Source organism: Corynebacterium sp. KPL2680 (assembly GCF_040225675.1).
Lineage (GTDB): Bacteria > Actinomycetota > Actinomycetes > Mycobacteriales > Mycobacteriaceae > Corynebacterium > Corynebacterium rhinophilum.
The window spans coordinates 1-20,985 of record NZ_JBEHFM010000010.1 but is presented as its reverse complement, the minus strand read 5'-3'; the positions used below and the strand labels follow the sequence as shown (position 1 = coordinate 20,985).

Here is a 20,985-nt window from a genome sequence, read left to right as displayed (position 1 = left end):
CCGTAGCGAATAAGCCTGTGATATTTCAGGTTAGTATTGCCTTCCTCACAGATAGGCCGGTGGTGTGAGTATGCAGGAATTGCTGGACTTTCCTGCACGTTTAGTAGCACAGTGGTACTAGAACAGTTAAAGAGTTAAGGATGATGTTTAATGGCACGTAATTACGCAGAACAACTCGTTGAAACGCTAGAAAAGCAGGGCGTCGAGCACATTTATGGCCTCGTGGGAGACTCCCTCAACCCGATCGTGGACGCGGTGCGCCGCTCCTCCATTGAATGGATCCACGTGCGCAATGAGGAAGCCGCGGCCTTTGCCGCAGAGGCAGACTCGCTGACCACCGGCAAGCTGGCCGTGTGTGCGGCCTCCTGTGGTCCGGGCAATACTCACCTCATCCAGGGCCTTTATGACGCCAACCGCAATGGCGCCAAGGTGCTGGCCCTGGCATCGCACATTCCTTCCCGCCAGATTGGCTCCCACTTCTTCCAGGAAACCCACCCGGAGCAGATCTTCCAGGAGTGCTCTGGCTACTGCGAAATGGTCATGTCCGGTGACCAGGGCGGGGTAGTACTCCACCACGCCATCCAGTCCACCATGGCCGGCAATGGCGTGTCCGTGCTGGTTATCCCTGGCGACGTTTCTACCGAAGAGGTGGACGATGACACCTTCGTAGAATCCAAGATCTCCACCGGCCGCCCCGTGGTCTACCCGGACCCGGCTGAGGCCGCAGCGCTGACCCAGGCCATCAATGAGGCCGAGTCCGTCGCTTTCTTCGTGGGCGCCGGTGCGAAAAATGCCCGTGAGCAGGTGCTGCAGCTGGCGGAAAAGGTTAAGGCACCCATTGGCCACGCGCTCGGCGGCAAGATGTACATCCAGTACGATAACCCGTTTGACGTGGGCATGTCCGGCCTACTGGGTTACGGCGCCGCGCACGAGGCCACCCACGAGGCGGACCTGCTGATCCTCCTTGGCACGGACTTCCCATATAACGACTTCTTGCCTAAGGGCAACGTGGCGCAGGTGGATATCAACGGTTCCCACATCGGCCGCCGCACCAAGATCTCCTACCCCGTGACCGGTGACGTTGCCGCCACCATCGACAACATCTTGCCGCACGTGGAGGAGAAGAAGGACCGCTCCTTCTTGGACAAGATGCTCAAGAAGCACTACGACAAGCTGGAGCACGTCGTCGAGGCATATACCTCCAACGTGGAAAAGCACACCCCGATCCACCCTGAGTACATCGCGGACCTCATTGACCAAGAGGCCGACGATGACGCCATCTTCACCGTCGATACCGGCATGTGCAACGTCTGGGGCGCGCGCTACATCACCCCGAATGGCAAGCGCGAGCAGATCGGCTCCTTCCGCCACGGCACCATGGCAAACGCCCTGCCGCAGGCCATCGGCGCGCAGCAGGCCAACCCGGGCCGCCAGGTCATCACCTTCTCTGGCGACGGCGGATTGTCCATGCTCATGGGCGAGCTGCTGACGGTTAAGCTGCACCAGCTGCCGGTCAAGATGTTCGTGTTCAATAACTCCTCGCTGGGCATGGTCAAGCTGGAGATGCTGGTGGGCGGCATCCCGGAGCACGAGACCGACCACGAGTCCGTGGACTTTTCCAAGATCGCAGAAGCCGCTGGCATCAAGACCTTCCGCATCGAGGATCCGAAGCAGGCTCCTAAGCAGATCAAGAAGGCCTTGGCTTATAACGGCCCTGCGCTTATCGATGTCGTCACTGACCCCAACGCCCTTTCCCTGCCACCGACGCTGACCTTCGATCAGCTCCTGGGCTTCTCCAAGGCAGCTACCCGCACCGTCTTCGGCGGCGGCGTGGGCTCCATGCTGTCCATGGCCAAGTCCAACCTGCGCAATATCCCGCGCCCGCAGGACTTTTAAGCCGTAACTTACTTATGGCTTGCTAGCCACGCTTTCTTTTCCTACCCCGGATCTCGTTCCGGGTGGGGAGGGGGAGCGTGGCTTTTTGCTTTCACAGGTTTCATCCAGAAACGTATCAGTAGGCTAGAAACTGGGTTTGCCATGATGGCTTACTGAAGCTTGCACGCACGCAGGTGTGCAGATAACAGGAAGTAATAGGAGCTACAGGACGCATGGAAGACAATAAACTTGCCAAAGTCCTCGTCGTTGATGACGAGCCGAATATCGTGGAACTACTGACGGTATCGTTGAAGTTCCAAAATTTTGAGGTCTACAGCGCTAACTCAGGTAACGAGGCGCTGCGCGTGGCGCGCGAGGTAAACCCGGATGCCTATATTTTGGACGTCATGATGCCGGGCATGGACGGCTTCGAGCTCTTGGGCAAGCTGCGCCAGGAAGGCCTAGACGGCCCAGTGCTGTACCTGACCGCCAAGGACGGCGTGGATCAGCGCATCCACGGCCTGACCATCGGTGCAGACGATTACGTCACCAAGCCCTTTAGCCTCGAAGAGGTCATTACCCGCCTGCGCGTGATCATGCGCCGCGGCGGTGCCGCCGAGGAGTCTTCTAATGACGCCACCATGAGCTATGCCGATCTGACCTTGAATGACGATACCCACGAGGTCACCAAGGGCGGTGAGCTCATCGAGCTGTCTCCCACGGAGTTCAACCTCCTGCGCTACCTCATGCAAAACAAGGAAGTGGTGCTCTCTAAGTCCAAGATCCTGGATAACGTCTGGCACTACGACTTCGGCGGCGATGGAAACGTCGTGGAATCCTATATTTCTTACCTGCGCCGCAAGATCGATACCGGCGATACGCAGCTTATTCACACCGTGCGCGGTGTTGGCTATGTGCTGCGCACCCCGCGGTCCTAAACTGACGTTTCGTAATGGCAGATTCACAGGAGAACCCCGCTTCGGGCAGGCCCGCGCAGTCGCAGCAGCCGCCCAAGAAGTGGCATGAGCAGCTGGATCAGTTACCGCAGCAGGGGCAGGGAAAGAAAAAGAAGCGCTCCAAGCGCGACTACATCAAGCAGATTCCGCAGGCGATGCCCCTGCGCACCTGGCTGGTGGTTCTCCTCGTGGTTATCTCCGGCCTCGGGTTGACGGGCTCGTCCTTTGCCGTGAACTCGATCATGCGCAACGTGCTCTATAACAACGTCGATAGCGAACTGCGCTCAGCGTCGTCTTCCTGGGCACGCGATGTGGGCAATGACTTCTTTTTAGGTGATCACACCAAGCGCCCGCCCACGGAATACGTGGTGCTCAATTACCTTCCGGATGGCACGATTCGCTATTCCGGGCCCACGTCGACCACTCCGGATGTGGAGGGCGTTCCCTTGGGCGGGTTCCCCACGACGGTGGGCTCGATTGAAAATAACACCAAGTGGCGCGCGCTGGCCTTTGCGGATTCAAATGGCATTATCACCGTCATTGCCAAGGACATGACCCATGAAAAGGAGATCCTGCACGGCCTAGCGATGGTGCAGGTATCCATTGCGGCGATCGCCTTGGCGGCCATGGCCGGCGTCGGCTTCTGGTTTATCCGCAGGGCGTTGCGGCCGCTGCGGGTGGTGGAATCGACGGCATCGGAAATCGCGGCCGGTGACCTGGATAAGCGCGTGCCCGAGTGGCCGCTGCACACGGAGGTCGGCCAATTGGCTGCCGCGCTCAATATCATGCTGGGCCACCTGCAGCGCTCGGTCGTGACGGCGCAGGAAAAAGAGGAACAGATGCGCCGCTTTGTTGGCGATGCCTCCCACGAGCTGCGCACCCCGCTGACCAGCCTGCGCGGCTACACGGAGCTCTACCGCTCTGGGGCGACAAACGATGTGGATCTGGTCTTTTCCAAGATCGATAAGGAATCGAAACGCATGTCGCTGCTGGTAGAAGACCTGCTGGCGCTGACCCGCGCGGAAGGAACGCGCTTGGATCTGCGGCCGGTGGACCTTTTGGAGCTTTCCCTCTCTGTGGGTTCGTCTGCGCGCGCAGCCTTCCCCGAGCGCGAGGTCAAGGTGGTCAATAAGGCGCAGTCCATTCCCGTGGTCAATGGCGATGCAGACCGCCTCCACCAGGTGCTGCTCAACCTTATTTCCAATGGCCTGCGTCACGGCGGCGAGGATGCCACGGTCACCCTACAGTTGCGCCGCGACAACAAGGACATCCTCGTGGATGTCATCGATGACGGCAAGGGAATGTCCTCTGAGGATGCCGCCCACATCTTCGAGCGCTTCTACCGCGCGGATTCCTCGCGCACGCGCGATACCGGCGGATCCGGCTTGGGTCTTGCCATCGTGCATTCCTTGGTGGAACAGCACGGCGGCAGCATCAGCGTGGATTCCACGCTCGGCCACGGCACCACCTTTACGGTGCGCCTGCCCGCGCTGGAGGAACCGGAGGATTAATCCTCGCGGTAGCCGTCCTCGTTGGTGCCCAAGTGCTGGCGGATGCGCGCCGCCGCCTCATCCATGGCGGCATCATCGGTGTCCTCGGCGGCATAAGCCTTGGCAAAGTCGTACTCTTCCATCTTCTCGGTGGGGAAGAGGTGGATGTGGGTGTGCGGCACATCGAAGCCGGCGATGACGTAGCCGGTGCGCGGGGTATCGTACGCGTTCTTGATGGCCTCACCGATTTCTAGGGCCACCTCGTTCAGGTGCGTCCAGGTCTGGGGATCCAGGTCGGTCCACTTATCTACTTCCTCGACGGGAACGACCAAAGTGTGGCCGTAGCGCAGTGGCTCGATGGATAAAAATGCCACGCAGCTCTTATCGCGGTAGACAAAGCGGGCGGGTAGGTCACCAGTGATGATTTTGCTAAATACAGAAGCCATAGCTGCCAGGCTACCCCCAGCTATGATGGTGGGCATGCGCATTCTCGTAATTGGTTCGGGCGGCCGTGAACACGCCCTCGTAAAAGGACTGCACGCTGATCCACAGGCTGCGGAGATCCACGTCGCGCCCGGCAGCGCGGCCATGGAACCGCTGGCTACCCTGCACCCGGAATACTCCCAGGTAGATGATCCAGAACGCATGGTGGAACTGGCCCGTGAGATCGCCGCCGAGCTCGTGGTCATCGGCCCCGAGGTGCCGCTGGTCGCCGGCGTGGCGGATGCACTGCGCGCAGCAGGCATCGCCGTGTTCGGGCCGAATAAGGACGCGGCCCAAATTGAAGGCTCCAAGGCCTTTGCCAAGGAAGTCATGGAAGCCGCTGGGGTCAAGACGGCCCGCGCGGAGCAGCTGCGCCCAGGCGCTAGCGATACCGATATTGAGGCCGCGCTGGATAATTTTGGCCCGCAGTTCGTGGTTAAGGACGATGGCCTGGCAGGCGGCAAGGGCGTCGTGGTCACCGGCGAGCGCGCCGCTGCCCGCGCCCACGTGGATGCGGTCTTAGGCGCCGGCAACCCCGTGCTGCTGGAAACTTTCCTGGACGGGCCCGAGGTATCGCTATTCTGCCTTGTCGATGGCGAGACCGTCGTGCCGCTTTTGCCCGCCCAGGATCACAAGCGCGCCTACGACAATGACGAGGGCCCCAATACCGGCGGCATGGGCGCGTACACACCGCTGCCGTGGCTTGGCAAGGACGACGTGCAGCGCATCGTGGACGGGGTATGCACCCCGGTTGCCAAGGAAATGGTGCGCCGCGGCACCCCGTATTCCGGCCTGCTCTATGCCGGACTGGCCTGGGGCGAAGAAGGCCCAGCGGTGGTGGAATTTAACTGCCGCTTTGGTGACCCAGAAACCCAAGCGGTGCTCTCACTCCTAAAGTCCCCGCTGGCACAAGCACTCAACGCCACCGCCACAGGCACGCTGGCAGAACTCGAGCCCCTTCAGTGGGAAGATGGCTATGCCATCACCGTGGTCATGGCGGCCGAGGGATACCCCGCCTCGCCCCGCAAGGGCGATGCCATCACGGGCGAAGGCCTCGAGGATTCAGAGCGCGTGCTGCACGCCGGAACGAAACGCTCCAATGGAGTATTCCAGAGCAATGGTGGCCGCGTGCTCAACGTGCTGGGCAAGGGCGAAACGCTAGACGCCGCGCGCGAGAATGCCTACGCCACCGCCCAGGGCATTGAGTTTGCGGGCGGGTTTGTCCGGAGGGACATCGGCAAGCGCGCAGCAGCCGGGGAAATTTCTATCTAGCAAGTAGCCACGGGGGAGGGCAGGCATGGAATAATAAGCCACGTGGCTGAGAAGAAGAATATCCCCAACGTCCTGTCCTCCCGTTATGCTTCTGCGGAGCTTGCCAATATTTGGAGCGCGGAGCATAAAATCATCCTCGAGCGCAAGCTATGGATCGCCGTGATGCACGCCCAGAAGAACCTGGGCGTGGACATCCCCGCCAAGGCCATTAGCGCGTATGAGGCCGTTATCGAGGACGTAAACCTCGAATCCATTGCTGAGCGCGAGCGCGTCACCCGCCACGATGTGAAGGCCCGCATCGAAGAATTCAATGCGCTGGCCGGCTACGAGCACATCCACAAGGGCATGACCAGCCGCGATCTCACCGAGAACGTGGAGCAGTTGCAGATCCACACCTCGCTGGAAATTATCCGGGATAAGGCCATCGCCGTGGTCTCGCGCATCGGCCGTCACGCCGCTGAGTACCAATCCCTAGTCATGGCTGGGCGCTCACACAACGTGGCCGCACAGGCCACCACGCTGGGCAAGCGCTTTGCCACCGCCGGCGATGAAATGCTGCTGGCCATCGAACGCGTGGAAGACCTGCTTTCGCACTACCCGCTGCGCGGCATCAAGGGCCCCATGGGTACCTCGCAGGACATGCTCGATCTCATGGGCGGTTCCGAAGATAAGCTCGCCTCCCTAGAGACCAATATTGCGGATTACCTGGGCTTTCGCCGCATCTTCAACTCCGTGGGCCAGGTGTACCCGCGCTCGCTGGATTTCGATGCCATCTCCTGCCTCGTCTCCCTGGGAACCGCCCCGGCATCGCTGGCCACCACCATCCGCCTGATGGCCGGCAACGAGACCGTCACCGAGGGCTTCAAGGAAGGCCAGGTCGGCTCGTCCGCCATGCCGCACAAGATGAACGCCCGCTCCTGCGAACGCGTGACCGGCCTGCAGGTCATCCTGCGCGGCTACCTCACCATGGCCGCAGACCTCGCCGGCAGCCAGTGGAACGAGGGCGATGTCTCCTGCTCGGTGGTGCGACGCGTGGCGCTTCCCGATGCCTTCTTTGCCATCGACGGCCAATTCGAAACCTTCCTCACCGTGCTCGATGAATTCGGTGCCTTCCCGGCCATGATTGACCGCGAGCTGGAGCGCTACCTGCCCTTCCTCGCCACCACCCGCATCCTCATGGCCGCGGTGCGCGCCGGGGTGGGCCGCGAGACCGCCCACGAGGTCATCAAGGAAAACGCCGTGGCCGTGGCGCTGAATATGCGCGAAAACGGTGGCAACCAAGACCTGGTCCAGCGCCTTGCCGCAGATGACCGCCTGCCCATGGACGAGGTCGAGCTCGAAAGGGTCCTCGAGGATAAGCACGCCTTCATCGGCGCCGCTGAATCCCAGGTCTCTCAGGTCCTGCACCGCATCAAGGCCCTCGTGGGTGAGCACCCCAAGGCCGCTGCCTATACGCCGGGCGAGATTCTCTAAGCTCACGCGCGGGCTTACGTGCCCGCGCACACCCGCGCGTTATGATGAGGACCATGCGTCCTGAGCTTTCTTCTTATACCCATGTAGCCTCCGGCAAGGTCCGCGATATTTACGATGTGGATGACACCACCCTGCTGATGGTGGTCTCTGACCGCATCTCCGCCTACGACTTTGCCTTGGAACCGGCCATCCCGGACAAGGGCCGGGTTCTCACGGCCACCTCGAAGTTCTTCTTTGATGCCATCGATTTTCCCAACCACCTCGCCGGACCGCTCGATGATGAGCGCATTCCGGAAGAGTGCTTGGGTCGCGCCATGGTGGTCAAGAAGCTAGACATGCTGCCCTTCGAGTGCGTGGCGCGCGGTTTCCTCACCGGCTCCGGCTTAAAGGAATACCAGGCAGACGGCACCGTGTGCGGCATCGAGCTGCCCGCCGGCTTGGTGGAGGCCTCCCGCTTGCCCGAGCCCATTTTCACCCCAGCCACGAAGGCTGAGCAGGGCGATCACGATGAGAATGTGTCTTTCGAACACGTGGCAGACAAGCTCGGCCGCGAGCGCGCCGAGGAACTGCGCGCGGCTACCTTGCGCATTTATTCCAAGGCCGCCCAGCTGGCGGAAGAGAAGGGCATTATCTTGGCCGATACCAAATTCGAGTTCGGCCTCGATGCAGATGGCACGCTCGTGCTTGCCGATGAAGTCCTCACCCCCGATTCCTCCCGCTACTGGCCCGCAGATTCCTACGTGGAAGGCGAGGTCCAGCCCTCCTTTGATAAGCAGTATGTGCGCAATTGGCTGACTTCTGATGCCTCCGGCTGGGATAAGTCCTCTGAGATCACCCCGCCCGCGCTTCCCGATGACGTCGTTTCCGCCACCCGCCTGCGCTATATCGAGGCCTACGAAAAGCTATCGGGTGGGCGCTTCGCGGACTTCCTTGCGCCGCGTTCCTAGCCGCCCGGGCCGGTCTAGGCCGGATAGGGCAACCGCGTGTTAGCTGGTTGCCCACGGCTGTTGCCCGCCGCTGGGGCACAACCGGTGACGCGTACAGTGGTAGGGCATGAGTGATGAAAAGACGACCGCACCGGTAGCCCCAGTCCACCCCGTCAAGCGCGAATTTCACGGCCGCGAATTCGTGGATAATTACGAGTGGCTGCGCGATAAGCAATCGCAGGAAACCCTGGATTACCTCAACGCCGAAAATGATTACACCGCGGCGCATACCGGGCACTTGGATGCGATGACGGAAAATATCTTCCAAGAGATTAAATCCCGCATTAAACAAACCGATATGTCCGTACCGGCCCGCCGCGGTAAGTACTGGTACTACGGCCGCTCCGAAGAGGGCAAGAACTACGGCTATTCCTGCCGCATCCCGGTAGAAGAAGGCAGCGATCCCTGGACCGCGCCGGTGATTCCGGAAGAAGGCAGCCCAGAGGGCGAAGAGATTATCTTGGACGCCAATGCCTTGGCAGAGGGCAAGGATTTCTTCGCCCTTGGTGCGGCCTCCATCTCAGATTCCGGCCGCTACCTGGCCTATTCCGTGGACTTTGCCGGTGACGAGCGCTTTGAGCTGTCCATTAAGGATCTCGAAACGGGAGAGCTTCTAGAAGATCACCTCACCGGAATTTTCTATGGCGCTACCTGGGCGGGCGACGGCTATATCTTCTACTCTACGGTCGATGATGCCTGGCGCCCGGATGCGGTGTGGCGCCATAAGGTAGGCACCGAGCAGTCCGCGGATGTGCGCGTCTTCCACGAGGAAGATGAGCACTTTAACGTGGGTATCGGCAGTGCACGCTCCGATAAGTACCTCTTCATCGGGGTGGGTTCGAAGATTACCTCGGAAGCCTGGGTGCTGGATACGGAGAACCCAGAAGGAGAATTCCGCCCGCTGTGGAAGCGCGAGACGGGTGTGGACTATGACGTAGACCATGCCGTGGTGGGCGGCGAGGACTACTGGATTGTCACCCACAACGCCACCGGCCCGAACTTCGCGGTGGGCTATGCCAAAGTGGATGCGGAACTTCCCGCTCTGCGAGATCTGCCGGAGCTTCTAGCACACGATGACACCACCCGCATCGAGGGCGTGGATACCTACCGTGATCACATGGTGGTGGGCTACCGCCGCGGTGGCATCGGCCGCGCTGCCATCATGCGCGTTGGCGATGACTTCGGGGAATTCGAAGAACTCAATTTCAACGAGGAACTCTTTACCGTCGCCGTGGCCGGAAACCCGGAATGGGACGCGCCGGTTGTCCGCGTGAATTACGTGTCTTATATTCAGCCCGCGCAGCTTTTCGATTACCGCGTGGATACCGGCGAGTACACGCTGCTGAAAGAACAAGAAGTCCCCGGTGGCTATGATCCGGATGATTACGTGGCCTACCGCATCTGGTCGACTGCCAGCGATGGCACCAAGATCCCAGTCTCCGTGGTGCACCGTTCCGACTTGGACCGCACCAAGCCCAACCCGACGCTGCTGTATGGTTACGGCTCCTACGAGGCCAGCATGGACCCGTACTTCTCCGCGACCCGCCTATCGCTCATGGACCGCGGCATGATTTATGCGGTTGCCCACGTGCGCGGCGGCGGCGAGATGGGCCGTAAGTGGTACGACGATGGCAAGATGCTGCAGAAGAAAAATACCTTCACCGATTTCATCGCTGTGGCAGATGACCTCATCGAGCGCCGCGTGACCACCCCGGACCAGATGGTGGCTGAAGGCGGGTCCGCCGGCGGCATGCTTATGGGCGCCGTGGCGAATATGGCACCTGACCGCTTTACCGCCATCCAAGCCGTCGTCCCCTTCGTGGATCCGTTGACCTCGATGCTCATGCCGGAGCTTCCCCTTACCGTTCCCGAGTGGGAAGAGTGGGGCGATCCGTACCACGATCCTGAGTACTACGACTACATGAAGTCCTACTCGCCCTACGAGAATGTCGAGGCCAAAGACTATCCAGACATCTTGGCTATCACCTCGCTGAACGATACCCGCGTGCTGTACGTGGAACCTGCGAAGTGGATTGCGCAGCTGCGCGCTACGGCCACCGGCGGCGAATTCCTGCTTAAGACGGAAATGGCTGCCGGGCACGGCGGTGTATCCGGCCGCTACGATAAGTGGCGCCAAAACGCCTTCGAATACGCCTGGACCATCAATAAGGCCACCGGCCTGACGGAGTAACTGCTCACCACAGTCGTGCGCTGGCCGGCACCCTGGCTAGCGTTCTGGCCAGCGCGCGGATCTGGCGGTACTGTGCGATAATTTGAGCTATGACTAGCCACCTTCTGGTTTCTATCTCCAGTATTTTTGAGGACACTCGAAAGCAGGCTACAAGCTTCCTGTCGGTTCTGGACCGGGAGGAAATTCCCGTCTCCCTGCTCATCGCCCCGCATATTGATGGCAATTGGCACCTGGCCAAGGACAAAGACACCCAACAGTGGCTCAAGGATCAAGCGGCCGCGGGCCGTCCGCTTATCCTCAATGGCTTTGACCAGGCAGTCCAAGGCCGCCGCGCGGAGTTTGCCAACCTCAATTCACACGAGGCGAAGCTGCGCCTAGCCGGTGCGACCCGGCAGATGGCACAGATTGGTTTTGAACCCACCATCTTCGCGCCCCCGCGCTGGCGCATGTCTCCCGGAACGTTGCAGGTCCTGCCCAAATTCCCCTTTGAGGCGGCGGCTTCTACCCGCGGCATCCTAGAGGTACCCACCGGGAAATTCCACCAAGCCCGCAACCTTTCTTTCGGTGAGGGCTTCGGTTCTGCCAAATGGTGGCGCAAAAACATCATCCGCGCGGCAGAGCGCTCCGCCCAGCGCGGCAATACCGTGCGCCTTTCCATCTCCGCCCGCAACCTGGATGACCGCAAGGTCATTAAGGACTTTGTCAAGGCAGCCCGCCGCGCCCTCGATGCGGGCGCTACTCCCGCAGATTACAGCATTTACCTGCCGCGTTAGATCCACGGGGCCTATAGAGTTTTCGAGCTCTAGAACTAGGTATAGCAAATTACCCCTTTCGTTTATTTCGTTTAGGGGCTAATGTGTAGGTTATGACGAACCCGCAAGAAAAAAGCATTGACCGCGCCAAGGCCACAGCGCGCGATGCCCTTCAAAAGCTTAACCGTACGCTCGCTAGTGGCCCCGAACACGGAGAAATCGATATAGTAACTCCAGGATCAGATGAACCTATTCGGTTATCACGCGATGTCGCTGAATTACTTCGTGAAATCCTTGTAAACACGGCCGCTGGGCAGACAGTAAATGTAATCCCCATGAACGCGGAACTGACTACGCAACAGGCTGCAGACCTCCTGAATGTCTCTCGGCCGCATGTCATCAAGCTCATGGACGAAGGAATCCTGAAGGGGCATAAAGTTGGCACCCACCGCCGCCTGTATGCCTCCAGCGTGCAGGAGTTTAAGCGTCATAGAGATCTTGAACAGCGCGCTGCGGCAGATGAGCTCGCAGTACTTTCTGATGAGATGGGCTTGTACGAGTGAGTGGTTTTACGGTGGTCTATGACGCGAACGTACTTTATCCCAGTACGCTTCGCGATATCCTGGTCCGGCTAGCGGGAAGTGGCTATTTTCGTGCCCGCTGGACGGATAAGATACTCGATGAAGTCTTCCGTAACTTGAAAAGCAATCGTCCGGACCTTGATCCGACAAAATTAGCTAGAACTAGGACTTTGATGTGCCAGGCTGTAGATGATTGCCTCGTTACCGGGTATGAGGATTTGGTTGAATCCCTTTCTCTGCCAGACCGCGATGATCGGCATGTCTTGGCTGCAGCGATTCGGTGCGGTGCACAAGTTATTGTCACTGAGAATAAGCGCGATTTTCCCAAGACTGCCCTGATGCCGTTCGACATTGAAGCTCAATCAGCGGATGAGTTTTTGTGTAATCAAATCGATCTCTACGCCCCGCGGGTGCACCAAGCAATCACCTACGCAACCGCGGCCCTTAAGAATCCGCCAAGAACCATCAATGATGTGCTTAATTCACTGGCAAAGGCTGGAGCACCTGAGGCTGCCGAGCTACTTCGCCGTTAGGCTAAGAATCTGTTTCAAGGAGATAGCCTACAAAAGTAAAATCCCAGTTCTTGTCCTTCATAAAGAAAGGGCTTTGAACTGGGATTTAATTATTACTTATTCAGGCCGTTAATGAAGTCCTTCGCCTGCTGCGGGAGCATGCCCCAGATTCCAGCGGGGATGATCTTTTGTAGGTTGCCGGTGGCCGCCATGAAGCCGGGGATGGCGAGAAGGCCGGCCAGGATGGCAAAGCCGATAATGGCGCCGGTGCCAAGTGAGCTGGAGCCGAACCCGAAGCCTGGACCATCGGTGTTGTCATCGTTGCCCTGGTCGTCGCCGCCCGGGGCAACGGTGGATTCATCCTCGCCCAGGGTAAAACCGACCTTGACGGGGTCGTGGTCAGAGGCTCGGAAGGGGGAGTCGTCGTAGAAATCCACGGCGTTGTAGTTGCGGCGGGAGTACTCAAAGGCGACGGGTTCGTCGGCGTTGATGTTCCACACTTGGGCATCGGCAAGCGCGCCCGAAGCAACCTCATTGGCCAGGACATGGTCCAAGGTGCCGAGCAGGCCGCCGAACTGGTAAGAGGTATCGGCGCCGTACTTTTCCGCAGGCACGGTGAAGCCATCGTTGCGGAAGACATCGAGTGCGGTTTCGTGGGTGTAGGTATTGAAATCACCCAGGGCGAAAAGCGGCTTATCTTTCCAATTTTCCTGCTTGTGCAGGGCATCGAGCACGGCCTGGGCCTGGGCGTTGCGGACGTTGGGGTTATTGCCCTGGCCGTCGCCGGAATCCTCATCGCCCTTGGCCACCGAGCCCTTGGACTTGAAGTGGTTGGCGACGGCGACGAAGGACTCGTCATCGCTATTGAGCGGCTGGAATTCCTGGGCCAGCGGCTCGCGGGCGGTGCCGGAAAAGCGGGGATCTTGGAAGATGCGGGATTCGCCGATGGGCTTGACCACGCCCTTGTGGTAGATAAACGCGGTGCGGATAACATCGGGGCGCTCAGGGACTTGTTCCTTGGACGGGGAGGGAACGAAGGCCCACTTTTCTGAGCCTGCGGCCTCGTTGAGTTTTTCGGTCAGGCGCTTCAACGCTTTATCGCGCTGGTCAAAGTCCCCGGTAACCGCGTAGCCATCTTCGATTTCGGAAAGACCAATGACATTGGCATCCAGGCCATTGATGGCGGCGACTATCTTGCGCTCTTGGTCCTTTAACGCGGATTCGGTATAGGCGCCGCGGGTCTTGCCGCGGTTGACGGTGACTTTATTGCCCGCGCGGTCGGTATAGGCGCTGCCGCCGAATTCCTCGCCCAGGGAGGTGAAGTAATTCAGCACGTTAAAGGCACCGATGGTGTATTCACCCTTGACATCATCAACGGCGTGCAGCTCCGCATCCCGGGATTCTTCCCAGGAAATGGGGAGATCGGCGCCGGCGGTTTCACCGGTGACCGGCTCGGTGGGCTGGAAGCGCCACTGCTCGTGGGAGTAGCCCACGATGACCGGGTGCTGGAATTCGACGGTATCGGTGGTACGCAGGGATTTGATGGTCTTGCCGCCATCTTGGGCGATATAAGGCAGCGGGGTGTCCTTATCGGTCCTCAAATAATCGCGGGTGCGACCATCATCCAAGGTGACGAGCTTTTCTGCATTATCCTTGGCCAGTTTTTGCAGCTCGGAATTGGGGTCGGTGGAAGGGGAGTGGACATCGGAAGGCTGGCGGAAAGCTTCATCGCCCGGGGCGAGGCCGACCTCGCCGTACTGGTTGAGCGAGTAGTTATTGGTCACGGTGTGCGTGCCGGGTTGGATGAGCATGTGCTCAAAGGGCTCGCGGGCGCCGTCGCCTTGGGGCAGCTCGTCCACGGCGAGCGGGGTGACTTCCTCCAACGCGGTATCGAGCTGCTTGACGGAAGAAGCGCTGACCTGGGTGGCGCCGAAGTACTCGGATACCTGGCCGGTGACCTCTACGGAATCGCCGATGCTGGGGTATTTATCGGCGCCCTTTTTGCCCATGTGGACAAAAAGCGCCTGGGAGGTATCGGTGGCCTCTTGGCCGGTGCCGCCGGTCTGAATGGTAAAGCCGTTCAGGCCACCCTCGCTCCACACGCCGGTGACAACGCCCTGGGTAGCAACGTTCTTGCCCTCGAGCGGGGAGGCATCGCCGGTGCCTTGGATTTCAGCGATCGGGGTAATGCCCTCGGGCGCGGGAAGGTTCTCGGAATCATCGGAGCTGCCCGAGTCACCCGATCCGCCTGGCTGCGGGGCAGGGGACTCGTTGCCGGAATTGGTGGGATTTGGCCTACCGACGGTGAAGTCCGCGGAGTTGTCATCGGTATCGGTGCCCGCCGCGTTGCGGGAAGCGGAGGTGTCATTGGATAGCGCGCCGGTGGCAGCTCCTTCAGACTTGGAGGCGGCACCGTAACCTATGAGGTCGATGGTATTACCGGTGGCATCGGCAAGCTGCACCGAGCCCTTCGTGCCGGACATATTGACCTTGCCTTCTGCATCCGGGGCGGGAAGAGCCTGGGCCTGGCCATTGCCGGCGGCAGCCTGTACCAGGTAGTAACCGTGGGGAGCGATGGTGCCGGACAGGGTGATCTTGCCGCCGCTATTGCCGTTGGAAGCAAAGTACTCCACGGACCAGCCGGTGAGATCGATTGCGGCATCGGTGGGGTTATAAAGCTCGATGAAATCATTGGAAAAGCTCGCACCCTTGTTTCCGCCACCGCCGTAGACCTCAGAGATGACCGCGGTGGAATTATCCGGGGCGGCCATGGCGGAAGGCACCGCAATGGATAGGGAGAGGGTGGAGAAACCGGCAGCGAGGGCTACCCTGCCAAGGCGGCGAAGAGCCATAGAAGTCACCTTAATCATAGAGAAAGTTGTCATGGACGCCTTTTATTTTTACTCGCTGAACTATCGGTGTACCCGGGACCGCTTTGGGCGGGTTTCGCGCGAGCAGGCAGTGAAACCTGGGTGCCGCGCAAAATTCGTTTTCCTGTTGGTGGTAATTTACGCGGAGTTTGCTTTACCGGGGTGAAAACCCTGCAGTGGGGGTATATCTAGGGATTGGGCGGGGGTATGACTACACTGAATCGGGCAGACCTAAGCCCCATACAGTAAGGCAAAAATTTCATGGCTCGTGTAGTTGTCAATGTCATGCCCAAGGCGGAAATTCTGGATCCGCAGGGCCAAGCTGTCGTCCGCGCATTGGGTCGCATCGGAGTATCCGGTGTCAGCGATGTGCGCCAAGGAAAGCGCTTCGAACTCGAGGTAGATGATTCCGTTACCGCAGAGGAACTGGATAAGGTAGCAGAAACGCTGCTGGCTAATACCGTCATCGAGGACTACGAGGTTACGCAGCTGGAGGTCAAGTAAGTGACCGCAAAAATCGGAGTAATCACCTTCCCCGGCACCCTGGATGATGTGGATGCCGCCCGCGCAGCCCGCACCGCCGGCGCCGAGGTCATTAACCTCTGGCACGCGGATGCTGATCTGCGCGGCGTGGACGCGGTAGTCGTGCCGGGGGGATTTTCCTATGGTGACTACCTGCGCTCGGGCGCTATTTCGGCGCTCGCCCCCGTCATGCGCAGCGTCATCGACCGCGCTAAGGCGGGAATGCCGGTACTCGGCATTTGCAATGGTTTCCAAATCTTGACTGAAGCAGGCCTCTTGCCGGGCGCATTGACCCGGAATAAGGGCCTGCATTTTCATTGCACCGATACTTACCTGGAGGTGGAGCACTCCACCACGGCCTGGACCAGTGAGTTTGAAAAGGGCCAAAAGATTTTGGTGCCCGCCAAGCACGGCGAGGGCCGCTTCCAGGCAGGCGATGACGATATCGCCCGTATCGAGGGCGAAGGCCGCGTGGTCTTCCGCTATACCGATAATTACAACGGCTCCATCAATGGCATTGCCGGGGTAAGCGATGAGTCCGGCCGCATCGTAGGCCTCATGCCGCACCCAGAACACGCCATTGACCCGCTGACCGGCCCATCCACCGACGGATTGGGACTATTCGTATCCGCCATCAAGGCCGTCGCGGAAGCGCCGGCGGTTTAAGGAGGCCACCTACATGACCGTTTCTAATGACACCGTAGACAAGGCGCAGTCCACCCCGGATGAGCAGCAGCCGTACGTTGAGCTCGGCCTGAAGGATGACGAATACCAGCGCATCCACGATATTTTGGGCCGGCGCCCCACCGACGCGGAGCTGACCATGTACTCCGTGATGTGGTCCGAGCACTGCTCCTATAAGTCCTCCAAGACGCACCTGCGCTACTTTGGTGAGACCATGACGGAGGAGATGGGGGAGAAGATCCTGGCCGGCATTGGTGAAAACGCCGGCGTGGTGGACATCGGCGATGGCAACGCGGTGACCTTCCGCGTGGAATCGCACAACCACCCCTCCTACGTGGAGCCCTACCAGGGCGCGGCGACCGGCGTGGGCGGCATCGTTCGCGACATCATGGCCATGGGGGCGCGCCCCATCGCCGTGATGGATCAGCTGCGCTTTGGGCCTGCCGATGCCCCCGATACCAAGCGCGTGCTACCCGGCGTCGTATCCGGCGTGGGCGGCTACGGCAACTCCTTGGGCCTGCCCAATATTGGCGGCGAGACCGTCTTTGATGAAACCTATGCCGGTAACCCGCTGGTCAACGCCCTGTGCGTGGGCACACTCAAGGTCGATGACCTGAAACTCGCCTTCGCCTCCGGCAAGGGTAATAAGGTCATGCTCTTTGGCTCCCGCACCGGCCTGGACGGCATCGGCGGCGTATCCGTGCTGGCCTCCGATACCTTTGAGGACGGCGCGGAGCGCAAGCTGCCGGCCGTGCAGGTGGGCGACCCCTTCGCAGAAAAGGTGCTCATCGAATGCTGCCTGGACCTCTACCACGCCGGCGTTGTGGTGGGCATCCAGGACTTGGGCGGCGCTGGCCTGGCCTGTGCCACCTCTGAGCTGGCAGCTTCCGGCGATGGCGGCATGGAGGTCAACCTCGATGCCGTGCCGTTGCGCGCGGAAAACATGACCGCAGCGGAAATCCTTGCCTCCGAGTCCCAGGAGCGCATGTGCGCCGTCGTGGCACCGGAAAACGTGGAGAAGTTCCGCGAAATCTGCGAGCACTGGGAGGTCACCTGCGCCGAAATCGGTGAGGTTACTGAAGGTGACCACCTGGTCATCCGCCACCAGGGCGAGGTCGTTGTCGATGCGCCGGCTGGCACCATCGCGGATGAAGCACCCGTCTACGAGCGCCCCTACGCCCGCCCCGAGTGGCAGGATGATCTGCAGAAATACCAGGGCACGGACAAGCGCGGCCTGGTGGAATCCCTGCAGAAGCTCATTTCCTCGCCTTCGCTGTGCTCGCGCGATTTCATCATGAATCAGTATGACCGCTACGTGCGCGGCAATACCGTCCAGTCCCACCACGCGGACGCGGGTGTGCTGCGCATCGATGAGGAGACCGGTCGCGGCGTCGCCGTTTCCGCCGATGCCTCCGGCCGCTACACCAAGCTGGATCCGAACATGGGCGCGCGCTTGGCCTTGGCGGAGGCCTACCGCAACGTCGCGGTTACCGGCGCGAAGCCCGTTGCGATTACCAACTGCCTGAACTACGGTTCGCCGGAAAACCCGGACGTGATGTGGCAGTTCCGCGAATCCGTGCATGGGCTTGCCGATGCCGCCGTTGAACTTTCCATCCCCGTCTCCGGCGGCAACGTCTCCTTCTACAATCAGACCGGCTCCGAGCCCATCCTGCCCACCCCGGTCGTGGGCGTGCTCGGCGTTATCGACGATGTACACCAAGCCATTAGCAATAACTTGGGCACCGTCAATGAGAAGGAAGTCCTCATCGCCTTGGGTGAGACCAAGGATGAGTTTGGCGGTTCCATTTGGCAGCTGGTGAGCGCCGAGGGCGCCGATAAGGACAGCCTCAACGGCTTGCCGCCGCAGGTGGACATGGCCAATGAGAAGCGCCTCGCGGATTTCTTCGACGGCAACGATTTGCTCACCGCCGCGCACGATGTCTCCGAGGGTGGCCTGGCCGTTGCCGCCTTTGAGATGGCCAAGCGTGCCGGTGCGCCTGCCGATGCCGCCGGCCTAGGCCTCGACCTCGATCTCACCGCCGTGCACGAGGACGCCTTCACCGCGGCCTTCTCCGAGTCCGCTTCCCGCGCGCTCGTGGCCACCACCGCTGACCGCGCCGATAAGGTGCTCGCCCGTGCCGCTGAGCTTGGCATTCCAGCAGCCATCGTGGGTGAGACCACCGAAACTGGTGCACTTACCTTGGGTGGCGAATCCGTGGCCATCTCTCAGTTGGTTGAGGCATGGTCTGCTACCTTGCCTGACCTCTTCGGTCACGCCGTGGGCGCTAACTCCGTTGTGGAGTAAGCCAGCCCCTGTCACCGCTTAGCTCAAGCCCGGCTTTGGCCGGGCTTGAGGAGCGTTTAGACTATCTTCGATGATCGGGGTCGCTGCCCAATGAGCATCGCCCTTTCTCTCTGTCTCGAATCGTAATTTTTATATTAGGAGTCCCATGAGCGCGCATTCCCGCCATCAAGCCTCCGCGCCCGCAACAACAGTGCTGCGGTGGTACCACCATGGTATTGGGCTGGTATTTGGCCTCGTGGTTGCCGTAATTTCCGCCGGAAAACTGAATTACGGTGACTGGGGTGCGCTATGGATTGCTGGATTGCTCGTCCGCGATGGAAATCGGGAGCATTTATATAGGATCGATGAACGCGATTTCGCACTGCCACGTGGTGATGTGTGGTTAGACACCATCGCCCACTCTGATGTCACTGAGTTCCCGCACCCTTATGTTCACGTCCCATTTCTCGCGGATGTGATGAGCTTGGTCGTGCGGGTCATGAGTTTTGATGTCTCCGTGATATTGCTCGCGATTGCTTCCGGTTGGGCGCTGGTGGTGTTGATAGTCTCCGCCTGGTTCTTGTGGTTTGAGGAAGAGATAGCGACCATTACCTTGCTTTTCGGAATCCTCTTGGGCTGGGCATCGATAGCTTTTCAATCATCGTTATTTCTTGGCCAGACGAGCCCACTGATTTTTGCGGGCGTTGCATACGGCCTTGCTGCTGCTCGCGTGCACCCAGTACGCGCAGGAATTGCACTAGGACTTGTATCTGCAGTAAAGCTAACCCCCATTATCCTCGTGCTCATCTGTGTGGTCTTTCCGCGGGCGCGCAAAGCGGGATTGGTAGCACTTGGGACAGGAGCCGTTGCTGTGCTCTACTCAATCGTCGTTTCTGGCTGGGACGTGTTTACCTCTTGGTGGGATACCCTGCAGGACATCAAGGCGGCAATAATGGTCGCTCCTGTCAACGGGTCGATTGCTTCCCAACTGAGCACCAACCGCGTTGAAGATGACAGCATTCTTGTCACCATCGTTCATGATCCTTCACTGGCTGCCAGCCTTATTCCGCCTTTTGTAACCCTGGCATTAATTGCGCTGGTTATTGTTACCGCTTTACGCTCACAGGAGCCGTGGCGCATTGCTGCCGTCGGCATCTTTACGGTTCTCACGGCTACCGGCAATATCTTGTGGGATCATTACGTCTTGTGCGCCGTATTGCCACTGCTAGGCGTTCTGGCACGCGGGCAGAATCGCATCATTTATGTTGTGCCGGTCTTAGGTCTCTTCTTGTTCCCACCGCTGGCCAGGGCAGATTCTGAAATGTGGTTGTCATGGTCCTCGTTGATTGTCTTGGTGGGCTTTGTAATCGCACTGTGCATCGCGGAGCTAAGCCGAAAGGACGCCTTGCCTCTGCGGGATCGCCGCCTTTCCTTCAAAAAGGCGAGTTAGTAAGCGGCTTTTCTCCACTAAAGCCACCACCGCGCCTCTCCGGAACCGAGGACTTGAAGATCGTTGCTCGGCCGCTATCCACCCAATGATTCTGGTACCCACTCAGTGATGATGTATGCCCACGGCCGGTCATATGGTGCTGAACGCGCTTGCCGATGCCGCCAGCCTCGACCGGGCCGTTTGCTTGGTTTACGCTACTATTTAAGATCTACGGATAGTGAAGGAGGATCGTCATGGCACCTGTACGAGTGACGATTCAACCTGCTGTGCTGGCTTGGGCGGTATCCCGCACTAGGCTCTCAGAATCCGCGCTACTCAAGCATTTTCCCAAAATCCATGAATGGGAAACTGGTGAAGAGCGTCCCACTCTAAAACAAGCGAAAGACCTAGCGAAAAAAGCTCACATTCCTTTCGGCAGGCTGCTTCTCGATGTTCCTACAGGCGATGAGGTCGAGGTCGCGGACTTTAGAACCGTGCGCAATGAACAGCTCGATACGGTCAGCCCAGAGCTGCAGGAAGTCATGTTCGCGGTTGCGTCCAGTAGCGTGGTGTATCTGTAACTGACGGTGGGCCCCTTATGAATGAGGCTGGCGACCACCGTAGT

The 20,985-nt window shown here is 59.7% G+C and carries 17 protein-coding genes; 15 read left to right on the top strand and 2 right to left on the bottom strand.

Translation table 11 applies throughout. The annotated features are described in order from the left end of the window. Positions 1–150: 150 nt before the first annotated feature. The 3 genes from ABRP66_RS06445 to ABRP66_RS06435 all read left to right on the top strand — a co-directional run bounded on the left by ABRP66_RS06445 (position 151) and on the right by ABRP66_RS06435 (position 4,342). Positions 151–1,896, top strand: a complete 1,746-nt coding sequence (locus tag ABRP66_RS06445; RefSeq protein WP_284850201.1) for a pyruvate dehydrogenase — start codon at positions 151–153, stop codon at positions 1,894–1,896. Positions 1,897–2,108: 212 nt separating this feature from the next. After that, positions 2,109–2,813: a response regulator transcription factor gene (locus tag ABRP66_RS06440; protein ID WP_005279568.1), complete on the top strand. Its 705-nt coding sequence runs from the start codon at positions 2,109–2,111 to the stop codon at positions 2,811–2,813. Positions 2,814–2,827: 14 nt separating this feature from the next. Next, complete coding sequence (locus ABRP66_RS06435) at positions 2,828–4,342, top strand: sensor histidine kinase (RefSeq protein WP_349838477.1); 1,515 nt, start codon at positions 2,828–2,830, stop codon at positions 4,340–4,342. Here the strand turns inward: ABRP66_RS06435 and ABRP66_RS06430 are convergent. Continuing rightward, a complete protein-coding gene (locus tag ABRP66_RS06430; RefSeq protein ID WP_284770355.1) occupies positions 4,339–4,767 on the bottom strand; it encodes an HIT family protein in 429 nt (142 codons plus the stop codon). The genes ABRP66_RS06435 and ABRP66_RS06430 overlap by 4 nt on opposite strands. Before the next feature lie 34 nt (positions 4,768–4,801). Between ABRP66_RS06430 and purD the strand changes: the two genes are divergently transcribed. The 7 genes from purD to ABRP66_RS06395 all read left to right on the top strand — a co-directional run bounded on the left by purD (position 4,802) and on the right by ABRP66_RS06395 (position 12,592). Then, complete coding sequence (gene purD, locus ABRP66_RS06425) at positions 4,802–6,076, top strand: phosphoribosylamine--glycine ligase (protein ID WP_349838476.1); 1,275 nt, start codon at positions 4,802–4,804, stop codon at positions 6,074–6,076. A 33-nt stretch (positions 6,077–6,109) separates the two neighbouring features. Then, on the top strand, positions 6,110–7,549 hold the full coding sequence (purB, locus tag ABRP66_RS06420) for an adenylosuccinate lyase (RefSeq protein ID WP_284770393.1): 1,440 nt from the start codon (positions 6,110–6,112) through the stop codon (positions 7,547–7,549). A 53-nt stretch (positions 7,550–7,602) separates the two neighbouring features. After that, positions 7,603–8,496, top strand: a complete 894-nt coding sequence (locus ABRP66_RS06415; RefSeq protein WP_284853872.1) for a phosphoribosylaminoimidazolesuccinocarboxamide synthase — start codon at positions 7,603–7,605, stop codon at positions 8,494–8,496. A 106-nt stretch (positions 8,497–8,602) separates the two neighbouring features. After that, the gene (locus ABRP66_RS06410; RefSeq protein ID WP_284853873.1) at positions 8,603–10,726 is read left to right on the top strand and encodes a S9 family peptidase; all 2,124 of its coding nucleotides are present in this window, start codon (positions 8,603–8,605) and stop codon (positions 10,724–10,726) included. An 89-nt stretch (positions 10,727–10,815) separates the two neighbouring features. Continuing rightward, complete coding sequence (locus ABRP66_RS06405) at positions 10,816–11,499, top strand: DUF2334 domain-containing protein (protein ID WP_005279578.1); 684 nt, start codon at positions 10,816–10,818, stop codon at positions 11,497–11,499. 92 nt (positions 11,500–11,591) lie between these two features. Then, the gene (locus ABRP66_RS06400; RefSeq protein ID WP_284770360.1) at positions 11,592–12,041 is read left to right on the top strand and encodes an excisionase family DNA-binding protein; all 450 of its coding nucleotides are present in this window, start codon (positions 11,592–11,594) and stop codon (positions 12,039–12,041) included. Next, positions 12,038–12,592, top strand: coding sequence for a PIN domain-containing protein (locus tag ABRP66_RS06395; RefSeq protein ID WP_284770361.1), 555 nt, complete (start codon positions 12,038–12,040; stop codon positions 12,590–12,592). The genes ABRP66_RS06400 and ABRP66_RS06395 overlap by 4 nt, the downstream gene beginning before the upstream one ends. Before the next feature lie 92 nt (positions 12,593–12,684). Here ABRP66_RS06395 and ABRP66_RS06390 read toward each other — a convergent pair whose 3' ends face one another. Next, complete coding sequence (locus ABRP66_RS06390) at positions 12,685–15,423, bottom strand: ExeM/NucH family extracellular endonuclease (protein WP_284770362.1); 2,739 nt, start codon at positions 15,421–15,423, stop codon at positions 12,685–12,687. A gap of 279 nt (positions 15,424–15,702) precedes the next feature. Between ABRP66_RS06390 and purS the strand changes: the two genes are divergently transcribed. The 5 genes from purS to ABRP66_RS06365 all read left to right on the top strand — a co-directional run bounded on the left by purS (position 15,703) and on the right by ABRP66_RS06365 (position 20,941). Then, positions 15,703–15,945 (top strand): phosphoribosylformylglycinamidine synthase subunit PurS, encoded by a 243-nt coding sequence (gene purS / locus ABRP66_RS06385; protein WP_005279580.1) that lies wholly within the window; start codon positions 15,703–15,705, stop codon positions 15,943–15,945. Continuing rightward, positions 15,946–16,629: a phosphoribosylformylglycinamidine synthase subunit PurQ gene (gene purQ, locus ABRP66_RS06380; RefSeq protein ID WP_023029203.1), complete on the top strand. Its 684-nt coding sequence runs from the start codon at positions 15,946–15,948 to the stop codon at positions 16,627–16,629. A 13-nt stretch (positions 16,630–16,642) separates the two neighbouring features. Further along, complete coding sequence (purL, locus tag ABRP66_RS06375) at positions 16,643–18,952, top strand: phosphoribosylformylglycinamidine synthase subunit PurL (RefSeq protein WP_349838475.1); 2,310 nt, start codon at positions 16,643–16,645, stop codon at positions 18,950–18,952. A gap of 145 nt (positions 18,953–19,097) precedes the next feature. Then, positions 19,098–20,381, top strand: coding sequence for a glycosyltransferase family 87 protein (locus ABRP66_RS06370; RefSeq protein WP_239268364.1), 1,284 nt, complete (start codon positions 19,098–19,100; stop codon positions 20,379–20,381). 233 nt (positions 20,382–20,614) lie between these two features. Beyond that, positions 20,615–20,941, top strand: coding sequence for a hypothetical protein (locus tag ABRP66_RS06365; protein ID WP_349838474.1), 327 nt, complete (start codon positions 20,615–20,617; stop codon positions 20,939–20,941). Positions 20,942–20,985 lie beyond the last annotated feature (44 nt).

What these genes read in the sequence shown, in the direction of transcription:
- ABRP66_RS06390 (WP_284770362.1), bottom strand. Translation starts at nt 15,423, where the DNA reads ATGGCTCTTCGCCGCCTTGGCAGGGTAGCCCTCGCTGCCGGTTTCTCC.
- ABRP66_RS06415 (WP_284853872.1), top strand. Translation starts at nt 7,603, where the DNA reads ATGCGTCCTGAGCTTTCTTCTTATACCCATGTAGCCTCCGGCAAGGTC.
- ABRP66_RS06435 (WP_349838477.1), top strand. Translation starts at nt 2,828, where the DNA reads ATGGCAGATTCACAGGAGAACCCCGCTTCGGGCAGGCCCGCGCAGTCG.
- ABRP66_RS06440 (WP_005279568.1), top strand. Translation starts at nt 2,109, where the DNA reads ATGGAAGACAATAAACTTGCCAAAGTCCTCGTCGTTGATGACGAGCCG.
- ABRP66_RS06365 (WP_349838474.1), top strand. Translation starts at nt 20,615, where the DNA reads ATGGCACCTGTACGAGTGACGATTCAACCTGCTGTGCTGGCTTGGGCG.
- ABRP66_RS06370 (WP_239268364.1), top strand. Translation starts at nt 19,098, where the DNA reads ATGAGCGCGCATTCCCGCCATCAAGCCTCCGCGCCCGCAACAACAGTG.
- ABRP66_RS06445 (WP_284850201.1), top strand. Translation starts at nt 151, where the DNA reads ATGGCACGTAATTACGCAGAACAACTCGTTGAAACGCTAGAAAAGCAG.
- purD (WP_349838476.1), top strand. Translation starts at nt 4,802, where the DNA reads ATGCGCATTCTCGTAATTGGTTCGGGCGGCCGTGAACACGCCCTCGTA.
- ABRP66_RS06410 (WP_284853873.1), top strand. Translation starts at nt 8,603, where the DNA reads ATGAGTGATGAAAAGACGACCGCACCGGTAGCCCCAGTCCACCCCGTC.
- ABRP66_RS06405 (WP_005279578.1), top strand. Translation starts at nt 10,816, where the DNA reads ATGACTAGCCACCTTCTGGTTTCTATCTCCAGTATTTTTGAGGACACT.
- purS (WP_005279580.1), top strand. Translation starts at nt 15,703, where the DNA reads ATGGCTCGTGTAGTTGTCAATGTCATGCCCAAGGCGGAAATTCTGGAT.
- ABRP66_RS06430 (WP_284770355.1), bottom strand. Translation starts at nt 4,767, where the DNA reads ATGGCTTCTGTATTTAGCAAAATCATCACTGGTGACCTACCCGCCCGC.
- ABRP66_RS06400 (WP_284770360.1), top strand. Translation starts at nt 11,592, where the DNA reads ATGACGAACCCGCAAGAAAAAAGCATTGACCGCGCCAAGGCCACAGCG.
- purL (WP_349838475.1), top strand. Translation starts at nt 16,643, where the DNA reads ATGACCGTTTCTAATGACACCGTAGACAAGGCGCAGTCCACCCCGGAT.